Annotated in this window: 17 protein-coding genes and 1 pseudogene; 4 read left to right on the forward strand and 14 right to left on the reverse strand. The window is 69.7% G+C overall.

Translation table 11 applies throughout. The annotated features are described in order from the left end of the window. Positions 1-186 precede the first annotated feature (186 nt). Positions 187-351, forward strand: a complete 165-nt coding sequence (locus tag AC1DEL_RS00175) for a hypothetical protein (protein ID WP_177219905.1) — start codon at positions 187-189, stop codon at positions 349-351. Positions 352-368: 17 nt separating this feature from the next. On the opposite strand, the gene AC1DEL_RS00180 is transcribed toward AC1DEL_RS00175, so the two are convergent. The 3 genes from AC1DEL_RS00180 to AC1DEL_RS00190 all read right to left on the reverse strand — a co-directional run bounded on the left by AC1DEL_RS00180 (position 369) and on the right by AC1DEL_RS00190 (position 1808). After that, the gene (locus AC1DEL_RS00180; protein WP_454757495.1) at positions 369-1052 is read right to left on the reverse strand and encodes a class I SAM-dependent methyltransferase; all 684 of its coding nucleotides are present in this window, start codon (positions 1050-1052) and stop codon (positions 369-371) included. Positions 1053-1175: 123 nt separating this feature from the next. Further along, complete coding sequence (cynS, locus tag AC1DEL_RS00185) at positions 1176-1619, reverse strand: cyanase (protein ID WP_477125133.1); 444 nt, start codon at positions 1617-1619, stop codon at positions 1176-1178. 51 nt (positions 1620-1670) lie between these two features. After that, positions 1671-1808, reverse strand: a complete 138-nt coding sequence (locus AC1DEL_RS00190) for a hypothetical protein (RefSeq protein WP_177219904.1) — start codon at positions 1806-1808, stop codon at positions 1671-1673. Between the two features lie 716 nt (positions 1809-2524). Between AC1DEL_RS00190 and AC1DEL_RS00195 the strand changes: the two genes are divergently transcribed. From AC1DEL_RS00195 to AC1DEL_RS00205, 3 genes are all read left to right on the forward strand, one after another. Beyond that, positions 2525-2830: a YXWGXW repeat-containing protein gene (locus tag AC1DEL_RS00195; RefSeq protein WP_092294256.1), complete on the forward strand. Its 306-nt coding sequence runs from the start codon at positions 2525-2527 to the stop codon at positions 2828-2830. Positions 2831-3652: 822 nt separating this feature from the next. Next, on the forward strand, positions 3653-4543 hold the full coding sequence (locus AC1DEL_RS00200) for a helix-turn-helix transcriptional regulator (protein WP_092294254.1): 891 nt from the start codon (positions 3653-3655) through the stop codon (positions 4541-4543). Between the two features lie 167 nt (positions 4544-4710). Then, positions 4711-5679 (forward strand): glycosyltransferase family 2 protein, encoded by a 969-nt coding sequence (locus AC1DEL_RS00205; protein WP_441644631.1) that lies wholly within the window; start codon positions 4711-4713, stop codon positions 5677-5679. A gap of 25 nt (positions 5680-5704) precedes the next feature. On the opposite strand, the gene AC1DEL_RS00210 is transcribed toward AC1DEL_RS00205, so the two are convergent. From AC1DEL_RS00210 to AC1DEL_RS00260, 11 genes and pseudogenes are all read right to left on the reverse strand, one after another. Then, positions 5705-6943 (reverse strand): glycosyltransferase family 4 protein, encoded by a 1239-nt coding sequence (locus AC1DEL_RS00210; RefSeq protein WP_441644630.1) that lies wholly within the window; start codon positions 6941-6943, stop codon positions 5705-5707. A gap of 16 nt (positions 6944-6959) precedes the next feature. Continuing rightward, positions 6960-8117 carry a glycosyltransferase gene (locus AC1DEL_RS00215; protein ID WP_477125132.1) on the reverse strand — a complete coding sequence of 386 codons (1158 nt, stop codon included), beginning with the start codon at positions 8115-8117 and terminating at the stop codon, positions 6960-6962. Further along, entirely contained in the window at positions 8114-9634 is a 1521-nt protein-coding gene (locus tag AC1DEL_RS00220) for an oligosaccharide flippase family protein (RefSeq protein WP_441591181.1), read from the reverse strand. The genes AC1DEL_RS00215 and AC1DEL_RS00220 overlap by 4 nt, the downstream gene beginning before the upstream one ends. Further along, positions 9631-11949 (reverse strand): NHL repeat-containing protein, encoded by a 2319-nt coding sequence (locus AC1DEL_RS00225; protein ID WP_477125131.1) that lies wholly within the window; start codon positions 11947-11949, stop codon positions 9631-9633. The genes AC1DEL_RS00220 and AC1DEL_RS00225 overlap by 4 nt, the downstream gene beginning before the upstream one ends. Positions 11950-12046: 97 nt before the next feature. Further along, positions 12047-13192, reverse strand: a pseudogene (locus tag AC1DEL_RS00230) (glycosyltransferase family 4 protein); the annotation flags it as partial. Then, complete coding sequence (locus AC1DEL_RS00235) at positions 13173-14297, reverse strand: glycosyltransferase family 4 protein (RefSeq protein ID WP_477125148.1); 1125 nt, start codon at positions 14295-14297, stop codon at positions 13173-13175. The pseudogene AC1DEL_RS00230 and the gene AC1DEL_RS00235, both read right to left, overlap by 20 nt. Positions 14298-14449: 152 nt before the next feature. Further along, positions 14450-15631: a glycosyltransferase family 4 protein gene (locus tag AC1DEL_RS00240; RefSeq protein ID WP_092294394.1), complete on the reverse strand. Its 1182-nt coding sequence runs from the start codon at positions 15629-15631 to the stop codon at positions 14450-14452. 47 nt (positions 15632-15678) lie between these two features. Next, positions 15679-17115, reverse strand: coding sequence for an O-antigen ligase family protein (locus AC1DEL_RS00245; RefSeq protein WP_477105222.1), 1437 nt, complete (start codon positions 17113-17115; stop codon positions 15679-15681). A gap of 55 nt (positions 17116-17170) precedes the next feature. Beyond that, a complete protein-coding gene (locus AC1DEL_RS00250) occupies positions 17171-19477 on the reverse strand; it encodes a polysaccharide biosynthesis tyrosine autokinase (protein WP_092294236.1) in 2307 nt (768 codons plus the stop codon). A 21-nt stretch (positions 19478-19498) separates the two neighbouring features. Continuing rightward, complete coding sequence (locus AC1DEL_RS00255) at positions 19499-20680, reverse strand: polysaccharide biosynthesis/export family protein (RefSeq protein WP_092294234.1); 1182 nt, start codon at positions 20678-20680, stop codon at positions 19499-19501. Continuing rightward, complete coding sequence (locus AC1DEL_RS00260) at positions 20674-21789, reverse strand: glycosyltransferase (RefSeq protein ID WP_441591182.1); 1116 nt, start codon at positions 21787-21789, stop codon at positions 20674-20676. The genes AC1DEL_RS00255 and AC1DEL_RS00260 overlap by 7 nt, the downstream gene beginning before the upstream one ends. Positions 21790-21834: the final 45 nt, after the last annotated feature.

The raw sequence follows: 21834 nt of genomic DNA on the forward strand, positions 1-21834 counted from the left end.
AGGGTGGACCCTATCGGCCCGATAGGTCCCGACGATTGATGGCGATCGTGAAATAGTGTTTTGAGGCGCGCCCCGATGATCGATACGCATTGCTTGCGTAGGATTCAACCCGTGGCGGCGATCCCGCCCGTCGAACTTCCAGACCCCGGCGCCCAGAACGCGCCATTGACTTGAGCGAGCGTTACCGTGAATCCGCAACAGACTTCCCGCACCGACGACCAGACCGCCCAGCACGACCTGGACCTCGACATCCCCTTCGGCTCGCTCGACGCAGCCGCCATGGCGGAACTGCCCTACACCTTCCGCCAATCGGGCCATTGCACGCGCTACTACAACGAGTTCTTCGGCTGAAGCCAGCCTCCGGGGCCCTAGGCCTCGCGTGGCCGGCAGATCATGAAGACTTGCGAACTGAGCCACCACGGCAGCTGACGCAGCGGGCTGGTGGATTCGGCTTCCACGTCGAAGCGCGTGCTCACCTGCGCGCGCAGCTTGCGGAAGTCGAAACCCTTGTGGGTATGGCGGGGATTGTCCGGCCGCGTGACCGGCAACCCCATCAGCGCCCGCAGTGCCTCGCCCGGCGTGTGATCCATGCGTAACGTGCGCTCGCTGACCATGCCGTTGAGCAGCTTCGGCACGATGGCGACGCCATACATCACCGGCACCGAGATGATCAGCGTGCCGCTGGGGCGCAGGATGCGCAGGGCGTCGTCGAGGAAGGTGTCGACCTCGTCCGCATAGAGGTGCTCGCAGACTTCGAACGCGGTCAGCATGTCCACCGAGTCAGCGGGCTGGGCGTCCATTTCGGCCAGATAGCGGATCTCGGGGTAGTCCGGGGTCTTGTAGGGGTCGAGTCCGGCCAGCGACAGGTCAGGCCGCGCCTGGCCAAGCCGGTGCAGGAACAACCCCGGCCCCGCGCCGAAGTCCACCACCGTGCCGCCGTGCGGGCAGCGGGCGGACACCATGCCGAGGCCCAGCGCGATCCGGCTCCGGTGCGCAAAACGTGCCAGCGGGTTGGACGCGTTGATGGTCTGCTTGTCGTAAGTGATCTGCATGGCCCGTGTCTCCCCCTGGGTTGCCGCATGGCAGTTTCCTGCATTCTGGCGAGGGGAGGCGCGCGGCCTCTGTGCGATCCGACACACGGAAATGCCGGGGCGGCCTGCCCGCCCCGGCGCCCTTCAATACGTCTTGTAGGGCAGGAACTTGCCGGACATCTCGATCCGGACGCGGTCCCCGTTGGGGTCCGCTTCGCGCTGGAGGTCCATGCGGAAGTCGATGGCACTCATGATGCCGTCGCCAAATTCCTCATGGATCAGCGCCTTGAAAGTGGTGCCGTAGACGCTGACCAGCTCGTAGAAGCGGTAGATCAGCGGGTCGGTGGGGACCTGGGTGGGCAGGGAGCCCTTGTAGGGCACGGTGCGCAGCCACGGTTCGGCTTCCGCGGGGAGGTCGAAGATCTCCATCACGGCGCGCGCGCCGGCTTCGTCGAACACCATCTGGCCCAGGCACGCGGCCGTCGTCCATTCCTTGCTCTTGCCCACGCGCTCGGCCACCTGCGCCCAGGAAATCCCGCGCCTGACCCTGGCTTCGATGATCAGATCGGTCACGTCACTGCGATTCATGTTCCCTCCGTTGGTATTTGGCATTGGCCCGGGAGAGAACGGCGGATGGGGTCACGGCACGCTGGAGCGCTCCATGACCGCGACGGCATCGCCCCTGTCTTCGAACTGCATCCGCGCGAAACGCGGCACCGACAGCGGGCTCAGGCCTTCGAGCGCCTGCAGGATCAGCACGATGAACATGACCGGCATGACGTCCTCCCTCGGGAATACGGCGAACAGACTGGCGCAAGCTTCGTGCCACGCGCGCGGCCCCGGAATCGGCTGCCGATGACGCACCGTGGGGCGTTTTCGGAGACCGGCGAGGGCGTCGGCGCGGGGTGCGCACCGTTGCGGGGAAGCCCGCCGTGCGGGGCGCACAGGCTGAAGCGTACCCGTTTCTGCGCGAAGCGTGGCGACGTCAATGGATCAGGACAGCGCTGCCCCCGTGGCAAATCTTTGCAGCAGACATTTCCGATGTAACGCCACATTACCCTGGGCCTTGCGGCCAGCCCCGCCGCGGGCGTAGGCGTCACTTCGCCGCAAAGCCTTATCCGACAAGGGCTGGCGGGCGATGGGCCAAGCCGATTGGGAGGCGTTTTCGCCGCATCCGGCGCGAAGACTGCCTTACAAGTGCAACCGCGCGGGGCGGGGGTGCGTCGCTACAGTGAAGCCGTGTTCAACGCGAACCGCCACCGAGCGAATCGCATACGGAGTCCCACATGAAACGCGCCATCGCCCTGACCCTTTTGCTGGCCACCACGAGCGCCCTGCTTTCGGCCTGCATCGTCGTGCCGCCGCGCGGCGGCCATTACCACTACCACGACCGCGGCCGCTATTGATCGGCCACGGCGTCGGACTTCATCGAACAAACCCAATCCCGCAGCTTGCTTTGCCCGACCGGATGACCCGGTAGAAGGAGAACCACCATGAAACGCCAACTGATGCTTGCCGCCGCTGTCCTTGCCGCCGGGAGTGCCTTCGGGCTGATGTCGCCCGCCCAGGCCCATGGCAATGGCTACGACGACCGCCCGCCGCCGCCGCGCCATGAAGTGCGCCCGGCGCCGCGGCCCGGCAAGGTCTGGGTGCCCGGCCACTACGACCGCGTGCAGGGCAACTACGCCTGGCGCGGCGGCTATTACCAGGCGGCGCGCCCCGGCTACCGCTATGTGCCGGACCGCTGGGTGCAGAGCCCCCGCGGCTGGGTGAGGCGTCCAGGGTATTGGGCGCGCTAAGCGTAGCCATTGAATAAGGAAACGGGCCGGACCATGGGCATGTGGTCCGGCCCGTTTCCTTTTCGTTTCCCTTCCTTTTCCTATTCCGGCAATCGGTCCATTGGGCTTTCAGCCCTCCCCCGGGAGGTGGGGTGTATCCCCACGAAGGTGGGTGGCAAGCCGGGCGCCGCCCCCTTAACACCCTCGATTACTTTCCTCCGGAGGTGGGATTTCACTCTCATCCTTTTGCACTAGGCCACGAGACTCCCCACAAAAGGAGAACTGCTCCTGCCGCCATCCGCCAGTCATTTTGTAATGGTTGCAAAACTGGCGCATAAAGCAGACTTTCGTTAATGCCATACCCCCCAGTCGGGTGAGCTTTTTCCATTTATCGTGTGTCTTTTATTCAATATGGTTGCAGTGGTGAAACATATTCGGGACCGCCTGTATCAGGCCTGCAACCGGGCGGCCAGCCTGTGCCAGATGGCGTTTGGCGAACATCGCCGCCCAAACGCATGAGGGGTGGCTCGGTTTAGCAACGGATTATGAGTTCGTTTTCATTCCACCTCAGCAGACGCTGAATTCCACCCGCTTGCTTTCGGATGAACCAGCCCATAAGATGAATTTAAGCCGAATTTAGGAGCGAAATTTTTTTTCGGGTTAGGGTTCGGGTCAACCTTCCGGTCGCGCGGCAAAGTCCAATCTCACAACTGGACATCGACTGACACGGAAGCACGGGGTTCAAGCGGTCTTCGCGGCATCTGTCATGGGTGGCCGCCCTGCCGGTGATATTCCCTTACGCAAAGCGCCCGCAGCTCACCCGCCAACGGGGAGTGAAGAATAATGAACGCCTTGCTGATCGAGGAGCATCCACTGCTCCGCCTCGGGCTGTTGCAGATGCTCGAAACCATCCAGGAATCCGGACATGTACTGGCGCTTGCGCCAGCCGACATCGGCAAACTGGACACCCCACACCGCAATGCCGACCTGCTGGTCTTCGGTATGCCCGCCGACGAGTTCGCCGGCTGGACACAACTGGAACTGGCGCGCGAACGGCTTGCGCCGCAACGCATCCTGGTGCTGTCCGACCAGCTGCCGCTGCATGCGCCCACGGCTGACGCCGCGCGGGGTATCTGCGGCTGCCTGCCGAAATCGGCCTCGCTGGCCGTGATCGAAGCCGCCATCCGGCTCGCCATCTCCAGCGTGCAGGGCCTGATGTTCGCGGGCGATGCCCTGCCGGCCGCCGTGGCGACCGCCCCGGCCGCCTCGCGTTCGGCGCTGCCGGCCACGCTGTCGCTGGCTTCGGCTGCGCCGCTGCCGCTGACCGCCACGGTGCAGACCGATCCGCACGCGCTGGCCGCCTGCGCCGCCACGCCCCGCGCCGCAATGGGCGCCCTGCGTGCCACGGCCCAGCCGCTGACCGAGGACGAACCGAGCTACGACGAAGCCGAGATGCTCAAGATCACGCCGCGCCAGTACGAGGTATTGGTGCTGCTGGCACGCGGCTATCCGATCAAGACGGTCAGCCGCATGCTCAATATCTCGGTGGCCACGGTGAAGAGCCACGCCTGCACGCTGTACCAGCGCCTGAAGGTCAAGAACAAGGGCGAAGCGGTCTACGCCGCGCTGCAACGCGGCGCCACGCTGGACTGGGTCAGCGGCGACGAGCGCGCCACGCGCGCGGCGCCGGCGGTACGGCGCGAGGCGTCCTTCCCCACGCAGCCCGGCATCTGAGCCGCGTTTGCTCCCCCCTCCCCGGGGCTCCCCGCGCGCAGGCGCGGGAGCCGGGGAGTGAGTGAGCGAGCGTACAGACCCCGGTGGCCGCGCCTCCCAGACTGACGAAGACAGCCGCACAGGCTGCAAACGACGATACGGGCACCAGCCCGACGGGAGAAATCGCCATGTCAGCCAGCTTCCTGCCGACGTTCTCGCTGTGCATCTGCACGCGAAACCGGCCCGACGACCTGCGCCGCGCGTTGCAATCGGTCCAGACCTCCACGACGCCCGTGCACCAGCTGATCGTCTCCGACGACAGCACGGATTACCGCACGCGCGACATGATGCTGGGCGAGTTCCCGGCCATCACCTACGTCGAAGGGCCGCGCCGCGGCCTCTGCGCCAACCGCAACCGCGCCCTGGCTGCCGCCACGGGCACGCACGTGCTGTTTATCGACGATGACGCCACGCTGGGCGAGACCTTCCTCCAGCAGATGGCCGAACGGCTGCTCGACGACCACGTGCACCACGTGGCCGCCGGCGGGCCCGCCAACCGGCTGATCCTGACCGGCACCGAGGTCTGCCACGGCGAGCGCGTCCGGCCGCACAAGGGCGCCTTCCTCGGCTTCCAGCAGCACAACTACCGCTGCGGCGAGCGCATGTACTCGATCGTGATCAACAGCACCGTGTTTCCGCGCGAGCTGTTCGAACACGTGGCCTTCGACGAGCAGCTGGTCTATGGCTACGACGAGATCGACCTGGCCAGCCGGGCGGTGTTCAAGCACAACTTCCGCATCGAATGGCTGGCCAGCGCGGCCAATCATCATTTCCCGTCGCCAGCCAACCGCGACTACTACCGGCCGTTCCTGCACGCCTCGCGCATCTACACCACGTTCAAGCGCTATGGCTGGAGCGAACGCCGCCCGGCCAAGGCCGCGGTGTTCCTGATGGCGGCCGTGTCCCACAACCTGGCCCACAACGTGCGCCAGCAGGGGCTGCGCGGCGTGGCTGAGGCGTGGCGCACCACGCGGCTGGCCTGCGGCTACATCCACCGCCACGCGCGCGGCGCGGGCACCACCGGCGGCGTGACGCCGATAACCGCCGACTCGGCGACCGGTTCGGCGACCGGTTCGGCAACCATCACGCCACGCTGATCTATCTAATTAGTCAGGAAGGAAGTCAGACGGCGGGCGCGTCCTGCGCCACGCCGTCTCGGCGTGCCACGTCGGCCACGATGCGGTCCACGGCCGTGAGCATGGCCTGGGGGGAGAAGCGCGCCACCGCTGCCGCGCGGGCGCGGACGCCCATCCGGTCGCGCTCGGCGGCGTCAGCCAGCCGGGTCAGGGCCGCCGCGAGCGCCGGGGCATCGTCGCAGGGGATCAGGATGCCGGTCTCGCCATCGTCGACGATCTCGGTGACACCACCGGCCGCCGTAGCTACCACCGGGCGCGCCGCCAGCATGCCCTCCACCACCACACGGCCGAATGGCTCGGCGCGGGTCGAGGCATGCACCACCACGTCCATGCAGTGCATGAGTTCGGCCACATCGGCCCGGAAGCCGGTGAAATGGACGCGCCCCGCCAGGTCCGGCTGCGCCGCGCGCTCGCGCAGCGACGCCTCGTAGGCGTGCTCGCCGAACAGCGCCCCGCCCACCACGACCATGGTGGTGTCGGGCATGCGCGACACCGCATCCATCAGCACGCGATGGCCCTTCCAGGACGTCAGCCGGCCGAACAGGCCGACCACCAGGCCCCGGGCGGGCAGGCCGTTCGCCACGCGCAGCGCCATGCGGTCGCGCTGCAGCGCGGCGTCGAACGGCGCGGGATCGATGCCGTTATGCACCACGTCCACCGGCACGCCTTCGCCGGCCAGCCTGCGGAACGCGTCCGCGCTGGCCTGCGAGTTGGCCACCACGCGCGAGAGCCCGCGCGACAGCCAGCGGATCGCCAGTAACTGCGTGCCGCCGAAAAAGCTGTCATCGACGATATCGCGCAGGTGCCAGACCACCGGGCGGCGATGCAGCCACTTGCCGAGCACGCAGACCGCCATGGCGCGCTGCGTGTTGGCGTAGACCACGTCCGCGCCAGCCGCACGCCGGGCCACGCGCCGCACCAGCGAGGGCAGCGCCAGCAGGCCGCGCAGCGCGCTCGCGCCGAATCCGCGCTGGCGCAGCGCCGCCACGGCGTCGCTCGCCTCCACGCGCACCACCACGCCCTGCGCGGCCAGGCGCTCGCGGAACGGGCCGTCGGCGAGCAGCACCACCTCGCTGTCATGCCGGCGATGCCGCGCGATGTCGAGCAGGCTGAGCTGCGCACCGCCGATCTCGCCGCTCTGGTCGACGAACAGCACGCGCCGTGCAGGCGACGGCTGATGGTTGCCCGTCCTGGCGCCATGGGCCAGCAGGTCTACGTGCAGCATACGTGGGGGGTCCTGTTCAGCCATGGCGCGCAAGCTCCTTGGCGGGCTCGGTCACGCCGGCGACGGGAAGGGGGGCATGGGGGGCGTGCTGGGGCGGTCGCGCCCCCGCCAACTGCTCGGCCAGCAATTCGGTGTAGATGGCGCCGTAGTCGCGCTCCACGCGGTCCACGCGCAGCCAGTCGATGTCCTGTGCGGCGCGCGCGCGCCAGCCGTCGAGCGTGTCGCGGTCGCGCAGCAGGCTCGACAGCGCCTCGCCCAGCAGGCGGGGCCGCTGGGCCGGCACGATCAGGCCCGCCGCGCCGTAGCCGAGCGCCTCGGGCACGCCACCCACCGCCGTGGCGACGATGGCGCAGCCCGCCTCGCGGGCTTCGCTCAGCACCAGCGGGAACGACTCCGAGTGCGAGGCCAGCACGAATACGTCGGCGGCCCGCATCCACGGCCGGGGGTCGCGCGCGAAGCCGGGCAGGTGCACGGCGTCGCTGACGCCCAGATCCTCCGCCAGCTGCACGCAGGCGGCGCGGTCCGGGCCATTGCCGACCAGATAGAGCTGCGCGCCCGGCACGGCGCGGTGCACATCGGCGAAGGCATCGATCAGATCGAGCACGCCCTTGCGCGCGTAGAGGCCGGATACCGTGACGATCGACGGCCCCGCCAGCGTCTTTCGTGCCGCCGGCAGGCGCGCCAGCCGGGCCGAGCCGATGGTGCCGTTGCGCACCACGCGAATCTTGTCCGCCGGAATGCCGCGCCCGATCATCGACGCCGCCACGGCGCCGCTGACGGCCACCACGCGGTCGCCCAGGCGCATCAGGTCCGAGCTGCGCTGGAATTCGTTATGGACCGTGGTCACCAGCGCGTAGCGCCCGCCGCCCGCGCGGCGCGCCAGCGCGCCGACCAGCGCCCCGGACACCATATGCGCGTGGACGATGTCCGGCGTGGTCTCCCGCGTCAGGCGGCGCAGTTCGCGCACCGCCAGCGGCAGCGCGAGCGGCTTGCGCTGCGCCAGCGTCACGTGCCGCACGCCCGAGCCGGCCAGCAGTTCGCCAAACCCGCATTCAGCGGAGGCGATGGTGACCGCGTGCCCGGCCGCGGCCTGCGCCACCGCCAGGTCCACCATGACGTTCACGATGCCGTTGCCGACATCGCGGGCGTGGTTGGCCAGGTGAAGGATCCTCATGTCTTCCCTTCGTGGTTAGCGGGCGCGGCGACATCCGGTGCCGCGCCATCGGGCGTGGGGCGCGGCGACACGCGCCGCCAGGCCGACTTCGCCACATCCCGGAACGTAGCCGAGCTGTGCAGCGACCATCCCATGTTGCAAAGGGCGAGCGCCGTGCCCGCCGCCAGGCAAGGGAGCCAGCCGTCCACGTGCGATGCCAGCAGCAGCGCCAGCGAGACGAACACCAGGTGCGGCGCCATCTCATGCACCAGCGGCCTTGCGCGCATGCCGCAGAGCCGCAGCAGCGCCGCATACTCGGCCACCCCGCGCACCAGCACCGCCATCACCGCACCCTGGATGCCGAACACGTAGACCCCGCCCCACAGCAGCAGCGCAAACGCCGGCAGCAGCAGCAGCGACACGTGCGCCACACCCGCCTCCTTGCCTTGGGCCAGCATGAGGTTGCGCGCCACGGTCGTCTGTCCGCCAAGCCACACACCCAGGATCATGATCCGGCCGATCTCGCCCGAGCTGGACGACAGCTCCTGCCCCACCCACGAGCGCAGGAACGGCTCCAGCACGAACAGCGCGCCAATCGTCACCGGCGTGAGCAACGTCTGGAGAAAGCCGAGCGCGTGATGGGCGATCTCCACCGCCTCCTCGCGCGGGGCGGCGGCCAGGCGCGGGAACAGCGTGCGCGAGAGCGCACCCGAGAGCAGGTTCAGCCGGGACACCAGGTTCTGCGGCACCGCGTAGTACGTGACGAAGCGCGGCGGCTGGAGCGCGCCGACCACCACGCGGTCCAGCGACTCGCCGATCATGTTGGCCGCCACGGTCAGCTGCAGCCAGCGGCCGTAGCCGAACAGCGCGCGCACGCAGGCGCGCTGGGCCCGCTGGACGGTGTCGATCTCCAGCACCCGCACCGCCGCCACGCCCAGCATCAGCGCACTGATGGCCCGGGCGATCACCGCCGTGCACAGCGCCACCTGCAGGGTTGGCGCGAACACGAAGGCCGCCGTCACCGGCAGCACCTGGAACATCACCGTGCCGATGGTCTGGTTGATGTTGAAGACCGAGAAGCGCTCTGCCGCGCTGATGGCCCCGGCGAACACCAGCGCCACGTTGCCGACCGGGATCGACAGCGCGATCCACGGCAGCGCCCGCGTCACCTCGTTCAGCAGCGCCTCGGGCGCGTGCGTGGCCCAGTGGAAATAGGCGCCGGCCACGCCCCACAGGATCACCGCGCCGATCAGCCCGGTGACCAGGCTGGTCCAGAGCGCGCTCCAGAACGTCAGGGCGATGTCGGTGCGGTCGGCGACGGCCAGCGCGCGGGCGATGCGCTTCTCGCCGGCCAGGCTGATGCCGAAGTCGCACAGCGTGAAATAGCCCACCAGCACCCAGACCAGCGTCATCACGCCGAAGCGGTCCACGCCCAGCACCTTGATATAGAGCGGCACGGTGACCAGCGACACCAGCGTCGGCAGGGCGAGCCCGGTCAGGTTGATCAGCAGGTTGCGCCGCAGGGTGACGTCCATCATGGCCGTTTCGCCTCCCCGGCCGATGCCGGGGCCGCCGCCGCCGGGCGCCACCGGTACATCAGGTTCTTGCCGCGCGCGTCTTCCTCGACGAAGACCACATACTCGCCATTGGGGCGGCGCAGCGCGGTGATGCCCATCGGCACATCGACCCAGCCGCTCTCGTTGCCGACCTCGCCGCCCGGCGTCATCACGCCGATATGCCGGCCGGTGCGGTTCTCCAGCACCCGCACATGGGCCTTTTCGGCCTCGACCAGGAACATGTAGTCGCCGGCCACGGCGATGCCCTCGATGCCCTGCGTCGGGCGGCGGCCCGGCAGGCTGTCCAGCTCCACCACGTAGCGCGGCTTGCGCACGGTGTTGCGGCTGGTGCCGCGCCAGTTGTCGTAGCGCGCCACCACGCGCCCGATCGAGTCCCACTGGCCGGGGTCATAGGGCTTGGCGGCCGTGGCGCCGGTCAGGTACATGGTGTCGGTCTCCGGGAAATATTGCAGGCGCTGCACCTTGGTGAACGGCGCCGGCATCGGCTCGCGCTCCACGGTGTCGAAGCTGTAGTCGGGATTGCCCTGGCGGTCCAGCCCGCGCAGGCGGAAGCGGCGGATGCCCTGGTCGTAGGAGCCGGCCCAGACGTCGCCCCGGTCGTCCACCCACCAGGCCTGCATGGCGGGGGCGTCGCGGCCGCTGTTGCGCTCGAACTCGTTGGCCTGGAAGCGGGAATCGCCGTTGTCGTCGTGCCAGATCCATTCGCCCGATGGCGGCTGGAACGGCGGCCAGTTGCCTTCGATGCGCCGGGTCGAGATGAACCCCGCCGGCACGGCCAGTTCCGAGCGGGCCGGATCGAAGCGATAGATCTTGAGGTACTTGGCGTGGCGGTCCGTGAAGAAGCCGAACAGCCGGCCCTGGATGCGCCGCATCAGCGGAAAGCCGCGCCCCTCGGGGCCCGCCGCGAAGGCGGCGTCCTGCGGGTAGCGGAACGGGTCCTGCGTGATGCCGGTGTAGCGCCACTCGCTGCCGGGGTCCATGTGGTCGAAGTCGAGCCGGAAGCGCCGGGTGCCGGTGTAGGCCCAGCCGGGGTCGCCCGGATCGACATGCACGGTGTCGAGGAACAGCAGGCCCTCCAACCGCCAGCGCGGCTTGGCGTCCGGCGTGTAGCTTTCGAGCACGGCGCCGAAATGGTAGGGGCGATGGCCCACCGGGCGCGGGCCCATGCCGCTCATCGCCACGTAGATATTGCCCTTGCGATCCAGGCCCACGCTGGTCAGGCCCTGGAAGCGCAGCGGTCCCACGCTGCCCGCGCGCGCGCCGTTGCGGGTGCTGTAGGCGCCGCCGCGCTCGCCCAGCTCGCCCGCCGGGGTCACGGTGTTGCCCTCCACCTGGAACCAGAGCAGGTTCTGGTTCGGGCCGTTGTCGGCGATCAGCAGGCGGCCGTCCACGCCCACGGCGATGTCCACCGGCAGGGTGCCGGCCGGCAGCGGCACCTGCGCGGTGCGCTTGCCGTCGGCGTCGAAACGCACCACCTGCCGGCCCTGCGTGCCCGCCGTGCGCAGGATCACCCACAGGTTGCCGGCGCCGTCCGGCGCCATCTTGCCCGGCTGCTCGGCCTCCCAGGTGCCCAGCCGGCGCATGGTGCGCGTGTCGAAGCGGTCGATGCGGTTGCGCAGCGGCGTGGCCGCGTAGAGCACGTTGTTCTGCACCGCCAGCCCGCGCACGGCGGCGTCCTCGCCCTCGCGCACGGCGGTGATACGCAGGAAGCTGTTCAGCACCGGGCTCGGGTTCACGTCGTCGGCATTGCCCACCCCGCCCTCGAACGGCGCGCCGCGCGACAGGTGGTCGAGTTCGCGCCGCATCAGGCCGAACCAGACCGTGTTCTTCTCGGGATAGCCGGGCCGGTTGGCCAGCTTGCCGCCGGCATTCTCGATGCGCGCCGCCGTAAAGGCGTAGCCGTCGCCCACGGCGATCGCGTCGCCGCCGAAGTTGCCCCAGCCGTGGGTGTGGTCGCCCACGCCATCGACCTTGCCGTCGCGGATGAGCGTGATCTCGCCGCCGGCCTCGTCCCACTCGGTGTTGGTCACCACCACACCCTCCGGCGTGACGGCGATGTCCTCCACGGCGTTGGGCACCCAGCGGCCATTGCCGAACCCCAGCGTATTGCCGACCCAGGACGTGCGGTAGTCGAGCCCCACCGCGCCCACTGGTGTGCACAGCAGCAGGAGGACGATCAGCCCCAGCGTGGCGAGGAAGGAACCGAGACAGGGACCGAAACGCGTCTGGCCTGGCCGGGGCACGCACGCGGGCGGCACCCGGTGCGCATCAGCCATCGCGCCACCCCGCAAAGCCGTCGAGCTGGTCATCGCGCACGGGCTGGGAGGCATCGTCGCCCCCGCCGGACGACTTCCCCCCGGCGGCGATGGCCCGCGCCCGCGCCACGAAGCCCAGCAGCGCCTCGCGGAACTGGTCGGCCGAGAACTGCTCGGCGTTGAGCCGGCAGTACTCGGGGCGGAACAGTTCGGGCTGGCGCTCGAAGCGCTCCACGGCGTCGATAATCGCCGGCACGGTCTGTTCGGCAAAGAACAGCCCGGTGGGCATGGCGCTTTTCTCGTCGCGCACCGTCTCCAGCGCGCCGCCCCGGCCATAGGCGATGACCGGCGTGCCGCAGGCCTGCGCCTCCACCACCGAGATGCCGAAGTCCTCCTCGGCCGCGAACAGGAAGGCCCGGGCGTGCTGCATGGTGCGGCGCATGGCCTCGAACGGCAGGTGGCCCATCACCTGCACATTGGGCCCAGCCGCCTGGCGCACCTTGTCCAGCTCCGGGCCGGTGCCGACGATGATCAGCTTGCGGTCCGGCATCTTCGCGAAGGCCTCGGCGATCAGCGGCACGCGCTTGTACGGCACCAGCCGCGACACCGTGACGTAGTAGTCCTCGCGCGGGCCGCCGGGAACGAAGGCTTCCACGTCCACGGGCGGATGGATCACGCTGGCATGGCGGCCGTAGATCTTGCGGATGCGCCGCGCCACGAACGCGGAGTTGGCGATGTAGTGGTCCACGCCATCGCGCGTGCGGGCATCCCAGTTGCGGATGTAGTGCAGCAGCATGCGCGCCAGCACCGAGCGCAGCCCGTATTGCAGGTTGCTCTCGCGCAGGTACTGATGCTGGAGGTCCCACGCATAGCGGATCGGCGTGTGGACGTAGCTGATATGGAGCTGGTCGGGGCCGGTCAGCACGCCCTTGGCCACCGCGTGCGAGCTGGAGATCACCAGGTCGTAGCCGGACACGTCGAGCTGCTCGATGGCGAGTGGCATCAGCGGCAGATAGCCGCGATAGCGCGTGCGCGCGAACGGCAGCCGCTGGATGAACGAGGTGGTGACGGGCCGCCCCTGCAGGAAGGCGCGTTCCTCGGCGAAGTCGATCAGGCTGAACACGTCCGCCTCGGGATAGCAGCGCAGGATCTGCTCGAGCACCCGTTCGGCGCCGGCGTAGGCCACCAGCCAGTCATGGACCACTGCAACTTTCATCTTTACTCCCTCGATCCTGCTGGCCTGTTCATTCGCATTGATTGACCGCCTCGCGGTACACCTGGGCCACCTTCGCCGCGATGACCGGCACGTCGAAGCGCTCGCGCACGTAGCGGCGGCACGCGTAGGCGTCCGGCAGCCGCAGGTTGCCGCGCAGCGCATCGGTCAGGCCGGCCGCCAGCGCGCTCATGCCGCTGGACGGCAGCACCAGCGCCTCGGACAGGTCGCGCACGGCCTCGGGCAGCCCGCCCACGGGCGTTACCAGCACCGGCGTGCCGGCCGCCAGCGATTCCACCGTGGTCAGCCCGAATCCCTCCAGCGAGAGCGTGGGCACCACGCTCACGTCCGCCGCGCGGTAGATCAGCGGCAACTGGGCATCCGGCAGCGCGCCAAGCAGCCGCACGTGATCCTGCAGGCCGATGGCGGCGACGCGCTCGCGCAGTTCGGTATCGAGCGTGCCGCGCCCGACGATCAGCAGCAGCGCATCCGGCACGCTCCGGCGCACGCTCGCCATCGCATCGATCAGATCCTCCAGCCCCATGCGCCGCACCAGCCGGCGCAGCGTCAGCACAATCGGGCGATCGGTCGGCAGGTTCAGCGCCTGGCGCGCGGCGCGGCGGTCCATCGGCACGTTGAAGCGCGCCGCATCGACACAGCCCGGCACGATGCGGATCCGCGCCGGGTCCACGCCGTAGCGCGTTTGCAGCACGCGGCCGAAGGCCATCGACAGCACGATATGGAGCCGGCAGCGCGCATAGACGGCAGCCTCCACGCGATGCTGGATGCGGCTGGCCGCGTCCGCCACGCCCTCGGCCTGGTTCTCGGCGGCCCAGGGGCCGTGGAAATGCATCACGGTCGGGTAGTCGCGGATCAGGTCCAGCCCGGGCAAGGTGTAGAGGGCGAAATGCGAGGCGATGACATCGGGCGTCTCCTGCGCCAGCATCGCGCGCAGCGTCCGGCGCGCACGCAGCAGCCGCATCGGCACGCTCGCGTCGGCCGGCGCGAACGCCTTGATGGCGCCATGGGTGTCGGCCGCCGCCGCGCCGGAGCCGGCCAGCATGCCGCGCACCTCCACCCCGGCTGCCGGCAGCGCGCCGGTCAGCGCGTGGTACATGCGGTCCAGCCCGCCCGCGCGCTCGGGAAACCAGTGCATGCCGATCTGGAACGCGGACAGCGGCGGGCGCGCGGCTTGCGCGAGTTGTGCCGCCAGCGTCTCGGGGCCGGCGTCGTTCGCGCCCGGCTGCACGCGCAGCGCGCCAGGGGGATGATGCGGTGCAGTCAGGTCGCCAATCGCCAGTCGTGCGGTCATCGGGTCTCTCCCTTCAGCGTCATGTCGGATTCCTGCGATCGGATGGGTACGGGCCGCACGGCCAGGCGGCGGTAGAGCTGCAGGTAGTGCTGGCCCATCGCGTCCCAGCCCTGCGCCAGCATCGCGGCGCGGCCGACCTGCCCCATGCGCCGCAGCGCACCGGGGTCGGCCGTGAAGTGGCGGATCGCGGCGGCCAGCGCCACGGCGTCGTCGGGGTCGTCGATCACGATGCCGGCGCCATCCGGCACCAGTCCGGCCGCGCCCGTGGAGCGCGCGGTCAGCACCGCCATGCCGCTGGCCATGGCCTCGAGCACCACAAGCCCCATCGGCTCGTACCGCGACGGAAACACCAGCGCGTCGCAGCTGCGCATCAGCGTGGGCATGTCGGCCACATGGCCGAGGAAGTGCACGCGGTCAGCCAGCCCGAGTTCGCGGGCGCGCTGCGGATAGGGGCTGCCTTCGGCGTTGCCGGCCACGGCCAGCGCCACGGGCTCCGGCACCTGGGCGAGCGCCGCCAGCACGGTATCCAGGTTCTTGCGCGGCGTGCGCAGGTCGCCCGCGAACAGCAGCAGCGGCACGCCCACCGGCAGCCGGAAGCGCGCGCGGCAGACCTTGCCCGGGGCGAACTCGGCGGTATCCACGCCGTTCGGGATGACCTCGATGCCATCCACCGGCACGCCGGTCGCCCGCAGTTCCGCCACGATGCGCGGCGACACCGCCACCACCGCCCGCGCGCGGCGGAACGCCATGCGCTCCAGCCGGGCGTTGAGCCGCGTGTAGGCCCATTGGTAGGCGGCGCGCGCGCCGTCGCGCAGGCGGTAGGGGTAGTAGCCGGAATGGAGCCAGCCGTGGTGCACGAAGTGCGCCGTGTTCACATCGGCATGGGCCCAGGTGATGAAGCCGTTCACGTGGACGATGTCGAACTGCCGGCGGTGCCGCGCCAGCCACCAGCCACTCGCCACGGCGAAGGCCTGGTAGCGCAGCAGCGCCGTGGGCAGCCGCGCCTCGGGCACGGCGTGCCAGCGCACGCGCGGATGCTCGCGCCACATCGCCGCCACCTGGCTGGCCACGAGCGTCACCTCGCAGCCCGCCGCCAGCGCCGCCGCCACGATCTCGTGGTTCACGCGGCCCTGCCCGTCGTTGCGGTCCACCACGTGCGTGACGATGGCGACACGCAGCGGCGGCACGGCCGACACTGCCGAGGCCCCTGTGGCGGATGCCGGCATCATGGCGTGGCCCCGCCCGATGCGGCCAGCATGCGCGCGTAGCGATGGCCGATCACGGGCAGCGTCACGCCGAGCTGGAACAGGATGCCGTCGAACGCGTTCAGCGTGTTGCTGAACACCAGCATCGACACCAGCGCGATCGACGTCCCCACGGCGGCGGCAAGCAGCCGGTTGGACTTCATCGCCAGCCCGCGCTTCATCGCCCGGCCAATCATCCACAGCAGCCCGGTGAGGTAGAGCAGCGTGCCGGGCCAGCCCATCACGAACGGAATCTCCATCAGCCCGCTGTCGAACACGCCGAACTTGCCGAGCTGGCTGGTGGCGGAATCGAGCTTGGTGCCGATGCCGACCGAACCCATGCCCGCCCCGGCGATGTCGCTGGTCGCCGCGGCCAGGAAGGACTCGTAGAAGCGCATGCGGATCTGGAAGCTGCGGTCGTCCTTGATCGAGGTGACGCTCTCCATGCGGTCCAGCACCGGCTTGGCGAACTCCTCGACGGCGAACATCGGCACGGACAGCGCAGACACGATCAGGATGGCGAGGATCACCCGGGCACGCGTGCGGGCGTCGATGCAGGCCAGCGCGTAGATCCCGCCGATGATCAGCCCGCCCCAGGCCGAACGCACGGCGGTGAGCATCAGCACCACCAGCCCGGACACCGCGCCCACCCAGACCACCTTGCCGCGCCCGGCCAGCATGAACAGCAGGCCGCCCATCAGCACCGTGGCGAGCGGCCCCGGCGAGTTGAGCGTGCTGAACACGCGGAAACTGAACGGCAGCGGCTCGCCCACCGAGCCGATGCCCGATTTCAGCATCCACATGGCGTCCCAGGGCGGCATCAGCACGTACTGGATCACCCCGTAGATGCCGATCACGAACATGCCCCAGCTGAACGTGGAGACCAGCACGCGCGAATAGACCGGGAAGTGCTTCCAGGTGGCCAGCACATGGAAGCCGACGAAGACCGGGATGATGGCGTAGCCGAACGAGAACAGCGCGGACGGCACCGAGTTGCGGATGCATCCCACCACCAGCGCGTACGTCATCGCCAGCACGATCAGCAGCGACGGGAAGGCGCGCCTGGTCGCCACCACGCGGTAGTGGGTGAGCACGGTCAGGCCGCTGAGGATGGCCACCAGCACCGGCGCCATCTGGATCGGGCTGATCGGGTTGTAGGCGCCGTTGAAGAAGTCGGCGATGCGGCGCACCTCGGGCGAGAGGAAGTAGAGCCAGCACATGAAGGACACGTACTCGGCCGGGTTGCGCCGGTAGCACATCAGCCCCACCAGCACGGCGCCGACCGGGTACGCCAGCTCCACCACGCGCCCCAGCCTGAGCAGGATCAGCACCAGCACGAAGGCGAAGAACAGCCCCGGCACCAGCGCCGGGTGGAGCTGGCGGTTGGCGCGGCGGGGGCCGTCGAGGGCGAGGGTCATCACGGGCGGGCTCCCGGGAGGGGTGCGTGGTGTGCGTGACGTGCGGGGCGGCGCATCAGGCGGGCTGCCCGGACGCGCGCGCGAGCGTGTCGCTCAGGCTGTCGGACTGCGGCACGGCCTCGCCGACCACGGTGTTGAGGATGCCCCCCACCACATTGCCGCCAGCGCGCTTGAGCCGCTTGACCGCATCGACGATCTGTTCCTCGGTATGGGCGCCCGTGCGCAGCACCATCACGGTGGCGCCAGCCAGCGCGGAGACGGCCATCGCATCGTTGTGGTCCAGCACCGGCGGGGTGTCGATGATGACGAGGTCGTAGGTGCGCGAGTAGGTGTCCAGCGCCTGGCGGAAGCGGGTGTTCATCAGCAGCTCGGCCGGCGTGGCGCCGAAGTTGCCGGCGGGCACGATCCAGAGGTTCGACACGCCCGTGGGCACCACGGCCTGGTTGGCGTCGATGCGGCCGCCCAGCATTTCCGAGAGGCCCATGCCGGCGGCCCGGTTGAAGTAGCCTGACAGGCGCTGGCGGCGCAGGTCGCCATCGATCAGCAGCACGCGGCGGTTCGACTTGGCCAGCAGCGTGCCGAGGTTCGACGTGACGAAGCTCTTGCCGACCCCGGAGGTGGCCCCGACCATCGCCACCACGCGGTGGCCCATCTGCTCCAGCGTGAACTGGAACTGGGTGCAGATGCCGCACAGCGCCTCGATGGCCTCGTCGTGCGGCCGGCTCTCCGCCAGGACCGGACGGGTGGCGGCGGGCAGCCATTCCTCGGCGCGCTCGGGCGTCACCGGCACGTGCTCGGCGCCGGCCAGTTCCACCGGCAGCGGCAGCTCGGGCGGGGCCGTGGCCTCGAGCCGCGAGTAGTCCTCCAGCCAGCTCTGCGCCGGGCTGAACGGAATCTCGCCGAACATCGGCAGCGCCAGGCGGCGTTCGATCTCCTCCATCTCGTGCATGCGGCCAAACACCGCGCGGCGCATGAACACCGTCAGCACGGCCAGCACCAGTCCGAGGATCAGCCCGGCCGCGATGATCAGCGCCCGCTTGGGCTTGACCGGCGACGACGGCACCAGCGCCTCGTCTAGCACATGCACATTGCCGACCATGCCGGCGCGGTTGATCATCAGCTCCTGCGTCTTGTTCTGCAGCGAGATGTAGATCTCCTGGGCGATCTTCACGTCGCGCTCCATGCGCACGCCGGCCTTCTCGGACGCGGGCATGTCGTGGAAGCGCGATTCCAGCTTCTGTTGCAGCGCGCGCAGCTGCCCGAGCTGCGTGTCGATGGTCTGCACCTGCGGATGGCCCGGCATGAAGCGTTGCAGCAGCTGCGTGCGCTGCAGGTTCAGCTGGGCGATCTGGCGATCCAGCTCCAGCCCGCCCGCGAGGTAGGACTGGGCTTCCGACGTCGGCTTCACCGCGCCCTGGCGCTGTTGCAGCGCGGCCAGCGCGTCTTCGGCCTTCTCCAGGTCGGCGCGCACGCGCGGCACCTCGGCGTTCAGGAAGTCGAGCGTGCGGGCGGTTTCCTCCTGATGCCGCTCCAGGTTCTGCCGCACGTAGGACTGCACCACCGCGTTGGCGATCTGCATGGCGCGCACGCGGTCGCTGCTCTCCATCGAAATCTGCACGATGCCGGTCTGCTTGCCCTGCTCCAGCACCAGCAGCGACTTGGCCAGCCCGCCGATGGCGGCAAGCTGGTTCGAGCGCGTGACCGTGAACTCGGTGCCGGGCCGCGCCACGAGCTTGCCGATGCGGATCTGCAGCGGACCGTCGTCGGCAATCTCGCCCACCTGCCCGGTCAGCAGCTTCACCCCTTCGGGGTCGTACAGCGCGAAGCTGTCGTTGCCGAGCGCGCGCAGCGTCAGCGGCACCCCTTCCAGCGCCGCCGGCACGCCGAGCAGTTCCAGGTCGATCTGCTCGCCGCCCCAGGCGTAGCGCGACAGGCCGAACCAGGCCGGCGCCGGCTCGCCCGACTTGGCGAAGCGCCGCGCCAGGTTGCCGAGATAGGGCATCACCACCGGCGACACCGAGACGTTGAGTCGGAACGCGTTCACCACCGGCTCAAGCACCGAGCGGCTGCGGATGATCTCGATCTCGGTCTCGGTCCCCAGCTGCGAGGTGCCGCCCATCACCTGCGAGGCACGCGACAGCGGGCTGTCCGAGTTCTTCGCCTGCACCTGGAGCAGCGCATCCGCCGCGTAGATCGCCGGCAGCGAGTAGGCGTAGAGCGTGGCCACCGCGGCCACCACGGCCGTGATGCCGATCACCCAGCCAAGCTGCTGGCGCACCATGCGCACCAGATCGCGCAGGATGAACTCGTCGTCCTCCAGGGGCAGTGGCGTACCGTAGGGACGCTGGAAAGGGGTATTCATGTCGGCTCCGTCCTGACGATGCTAGCGAGCCAGTTCCACTGTGAAGAACAGGGTCTGGATGGTAGGGGTGATCTGGTCGAGCACGCGGTTGAAGCGCACGGCGTCCGAGGTGCCGACGTAGACCACATCAAGTGGCTCGAGCCGGAACTGCGTGGACAGCAGCATCGCGTCCACCTGGGTCATGTCCAGCCGGTACACGTCGGGCGTCTGCGGCTTGTCGCGCATGCCACGGATCACGAAGATCTGGCGCGGGTCGGCCGCCTTCACGTCGATGCTGTTCACGCCTGCCAGCGCGTCGGCCAGCGACAGCCGTCCCTTGTTCATCAGCAGCGACTGCGGGCGCGCCACCTCGCCGAGCACGAAGATGCGGCTGGACAGGCGGTCCGGCACGTAGACCACGTCGCCGCCGCGCAGCAGAAAGTCATGCGCGCCGTTGCGGCGTTCGATCAGCGCCTCGAGGTCGAACTCGAACAGCTTGCCGTCGCGGGTCAGGCGCACCTTCTGCACGTCCGCCTCCGGCGCGAAGCCGCCGGCCCGCGTGATGGCGTTGACCAGCGTCACCGGGACGTCCGTCACCGGCAGCATGCCCGGCGTGCGGACCTGCCCGGTCACGTCCACGCGCTTGCTGCGGTAGGCGATGACGCGCACATCCACGCGCGGGTCGCGCACGGTGTTCTTGATCGCCCCGGTGATCATGGCGCGCACCTGGTCGACGGTCTTGCCGCCCACGCGCAGCTTGCCCACCGGCGGGTAGTACATCTCGCCGGTACGGTCCACGCGGTAGCCGCTCTGGTCCGATGGCAGCCCGGTCGGGGTGACCTGTGGCACGCCGGGCACGGGCGCGGTGGCGCCGGTGACCGGGGCGGTCAGCAGGCCGGAACTCATCTCGGGGTGGTCGAGCACGGTCACGCCGACGAGGTCTTGCGGTCCGATCAGGTATTCGTAGCCGTCGAGGTCGTCGCCCAGCTTGCCCGTGCGGGCCGGCGAATCGGGCACGGCGGCGGCCAGCGCGATGGAGTCCGGTTGGGCGCGCACCACGTCGGCGGTGATCAGCTTGACCGGATAGACATCCGTGCCGGTCTTGGCGGACAGGTCGTCCTGGATGCGGCTGCTGTCCAGTGCGGGCCCCGGTGCCCAGGTGCAGCCGCCAAGCGCGGCCAGCATGGCCAGCGTAACGAGGCGGGGGAGGAATCGATTTACCATGGCAGCTTCTCCTTGTCGGCGCCTGCGCGCCCTTGTTGCTGCATACCGATGGGAGTCATTGAAGCGCCGCCGGCATCGGGGCGGACGTCTGTTTCCGCACGTTCGGGCACACCGGACGTGGGCGGCACCACGTGGGGCATGCGCCGCATGGCGTCGGGGGCATGCAGCGCCATCAGGGCATCGGCCCGGGCGCGCTGCGCGAGCGCCATGCGCCGCCAGGCGCGGCCACCCTCGCCGCCCAGGCACAGCGCCAGTGCGCGCAGCCAGCCCGGGTAGTTGCGCGAGCCCGCCAGCACCTGCCACGCGCCCGCCATCGCCCGGCGGCTGGCCGGCACGCCGGTGGCGCGCAGGTGCTCGTCGAGTACCAGGTGGAGGTTGTAGCTGGCGTTGTAATAGGACTCGGCGTTGAAGACCGCGCGCTGGTCGGCATCGGCACGCGGCGCCGGAAAGTGATCGACACACAGCGCCGGGTCGTACAGCAGCCGCCAGCCCGCACGGCGCACGGCCAGGCTGAAGGCGAGGTCGTTGTGGACCTGGGCGCCCGCGCCGCGCAGCCGCGTGTCGAAGCGCAGCCCGGCCACCGCGTTGCGCCGCCACGCCATGTTCACGCCCTTGAGCACGTCCACGTCGCGCGGCGCGCCGGCGCCGATGTGATGATTGCCGATCACGCGGCCGTACCAGCGCACCTGGCCCACGCAGTTCGCCGCGCCTTGCAGGACGCGGCCGGCTTCGTGCACGCGGTCACGCCCGCCCACGCCGCCGAGGCTGGCATCGCGCGCGAAATGGCCGCCGATACGCGCCAGCCAGTCTGGATGCGGCGCGGCGTCGTCGTCGGTCAGGCACAGGATGTCGCCGCGCGCAGCCGCGAAGCCGCGGTTGTTGGCGGCCACCTGGCCCGGCTCGTCCACCGTCACCAGGCGCAGGCCCGGCAGGGTGTCGGCGCTGGCCGTGGAGAGCCAGCGCGAGAGCAGCGCCAGCGTGGGCGCGTCGTCGGCGCGCGCCACCACCACCACCTCGTCGGCGGGGCGCTGCTGGCGCGCCAGCGCGCGGAGGCAGCGGTCCAGGTCGTCGCAGCGCCTGTAGCTGGGAATGATTACCGATAGGTCCATCTTGGCGTCCCCCGGCGGATCAGCGGGCGGGCTCCATTGCCGCGC

This window comes from Cupriavidus sp. 10L43_2 (assembly GCF_056395265.1).

Excerpts from the sequence above, each read along its gene's own strand:
- AC1DEL_RS00180 (WP_454757495.1), bottom strand. The coding sequence starts at position 1,052 with ATGCAGATCACTTACGACAAGCAGACCATCAACGCGTCCAACCCGCTG.
- AC1DEL_RS00190 (WP_177219904.1), bottom strand. The coding sequence starts at position 1,808 with ATGCCGGTCATGTTCATCGTGCTGATCCTGCAGGCGCTCGAAGGCCTG.
- AC1DEL_RS00245 (WP_477105222.1), bottom strand. The coding sequence starts at position 17,115 with ATGACCCTCGCCCTCGACGGCCCCCGCCGCGCCAACCGCCAGCTCCAC.
- cynS (WP_477125133.1), bottom strand. The coding sequence starts at position 1,619 with ATGAATCGCAGTGACGTGACCGATCTGATCATCGAAGCCAGGGTCAGG.
- AC1DEL_RS00195 (WP_092294256.1), top strand. The coding sequence starts at position 2,525 with ATGAAACGCCAACTGATGCTTGCCGCCGCTGTCCTTGCCGCCGGGAGT.
- AC1DEL_RS00255 (WP_092294234.1), bottom strand. The coding sequence starts at position 20,680 with ATGGTAAATCGATTCCTCCCCCGCCTCGTTACGCTGGCCATGCTGGCC.
- AC1DEL_RS00200 (WP_092294254.1), top strand. The coding sequence starts at position 3,653 with ATGAACGCCTTGCTGATCGAGGAGCATCCACTGCTCCGCCTCGGGCTG.
- AC1DEL_RS00210 (WP_441644630.1), bottom strand. The coding sequence starts at position 6,943 with ATGCTGCACGTAGACCTGCTGGCCCATGGCGCCAGGACGGGCAACCAT.
- AC1DEL_RS00235 (WP_477125148.1), bottom strand. The coding sequence starts at position 14,297 with ATGCACTGGTTTCCCGAGCGCGCGGGCGGGCTGGACCGCATGTACCAC.
- AC1DEL_RS00215 (WP_477125132.1), bottom strand. The coding sequence starts at position 8,117 with ATGAGGATCCTTCACCTGGCCAACCACGCCCGCGATGTCGGCAACGGC.
- AC1DEL_RS00250 (WP_092294236.1), bottom strand. The coding sequence starts at position 19,477 with ATGAATACCCCTTTCCAGCGTCCCTACGGTACGCCACTGCCCCTGGAG.
- AC1DEL_RS00225 (WP_477125131.1), bottom strand. The coding sequence starts at position 11,949 with ATGGCTGATGCGCACCGGGTGCCGCCCGCGTGCGTGCCCCGGCCAGGC.
- AC1DEL_RS00260 (WP_441591182.1), bottom strand. The coding sequence starts at position 21,789 with ATGGACCTATCGGTAATCATTCCCAGCTACAGGCGCTGCGACGACCTG.
- AC1DEL_RS00205 (WP_441644631.1), top strand. The coding sequence starts at position 4,711 with ATGTCAGCCAGCTTCCTGCCGACGTTCTCGCTGTGCATCTGCACGCGA.
- AC1DEL_RS00220 (WP_441591181.1), bottom strand. The coding sequence starts at position 9,634 with ATGATGGACGTCACCCTGCGGCGCAACCTGCTGATCAACCTGACCGGG.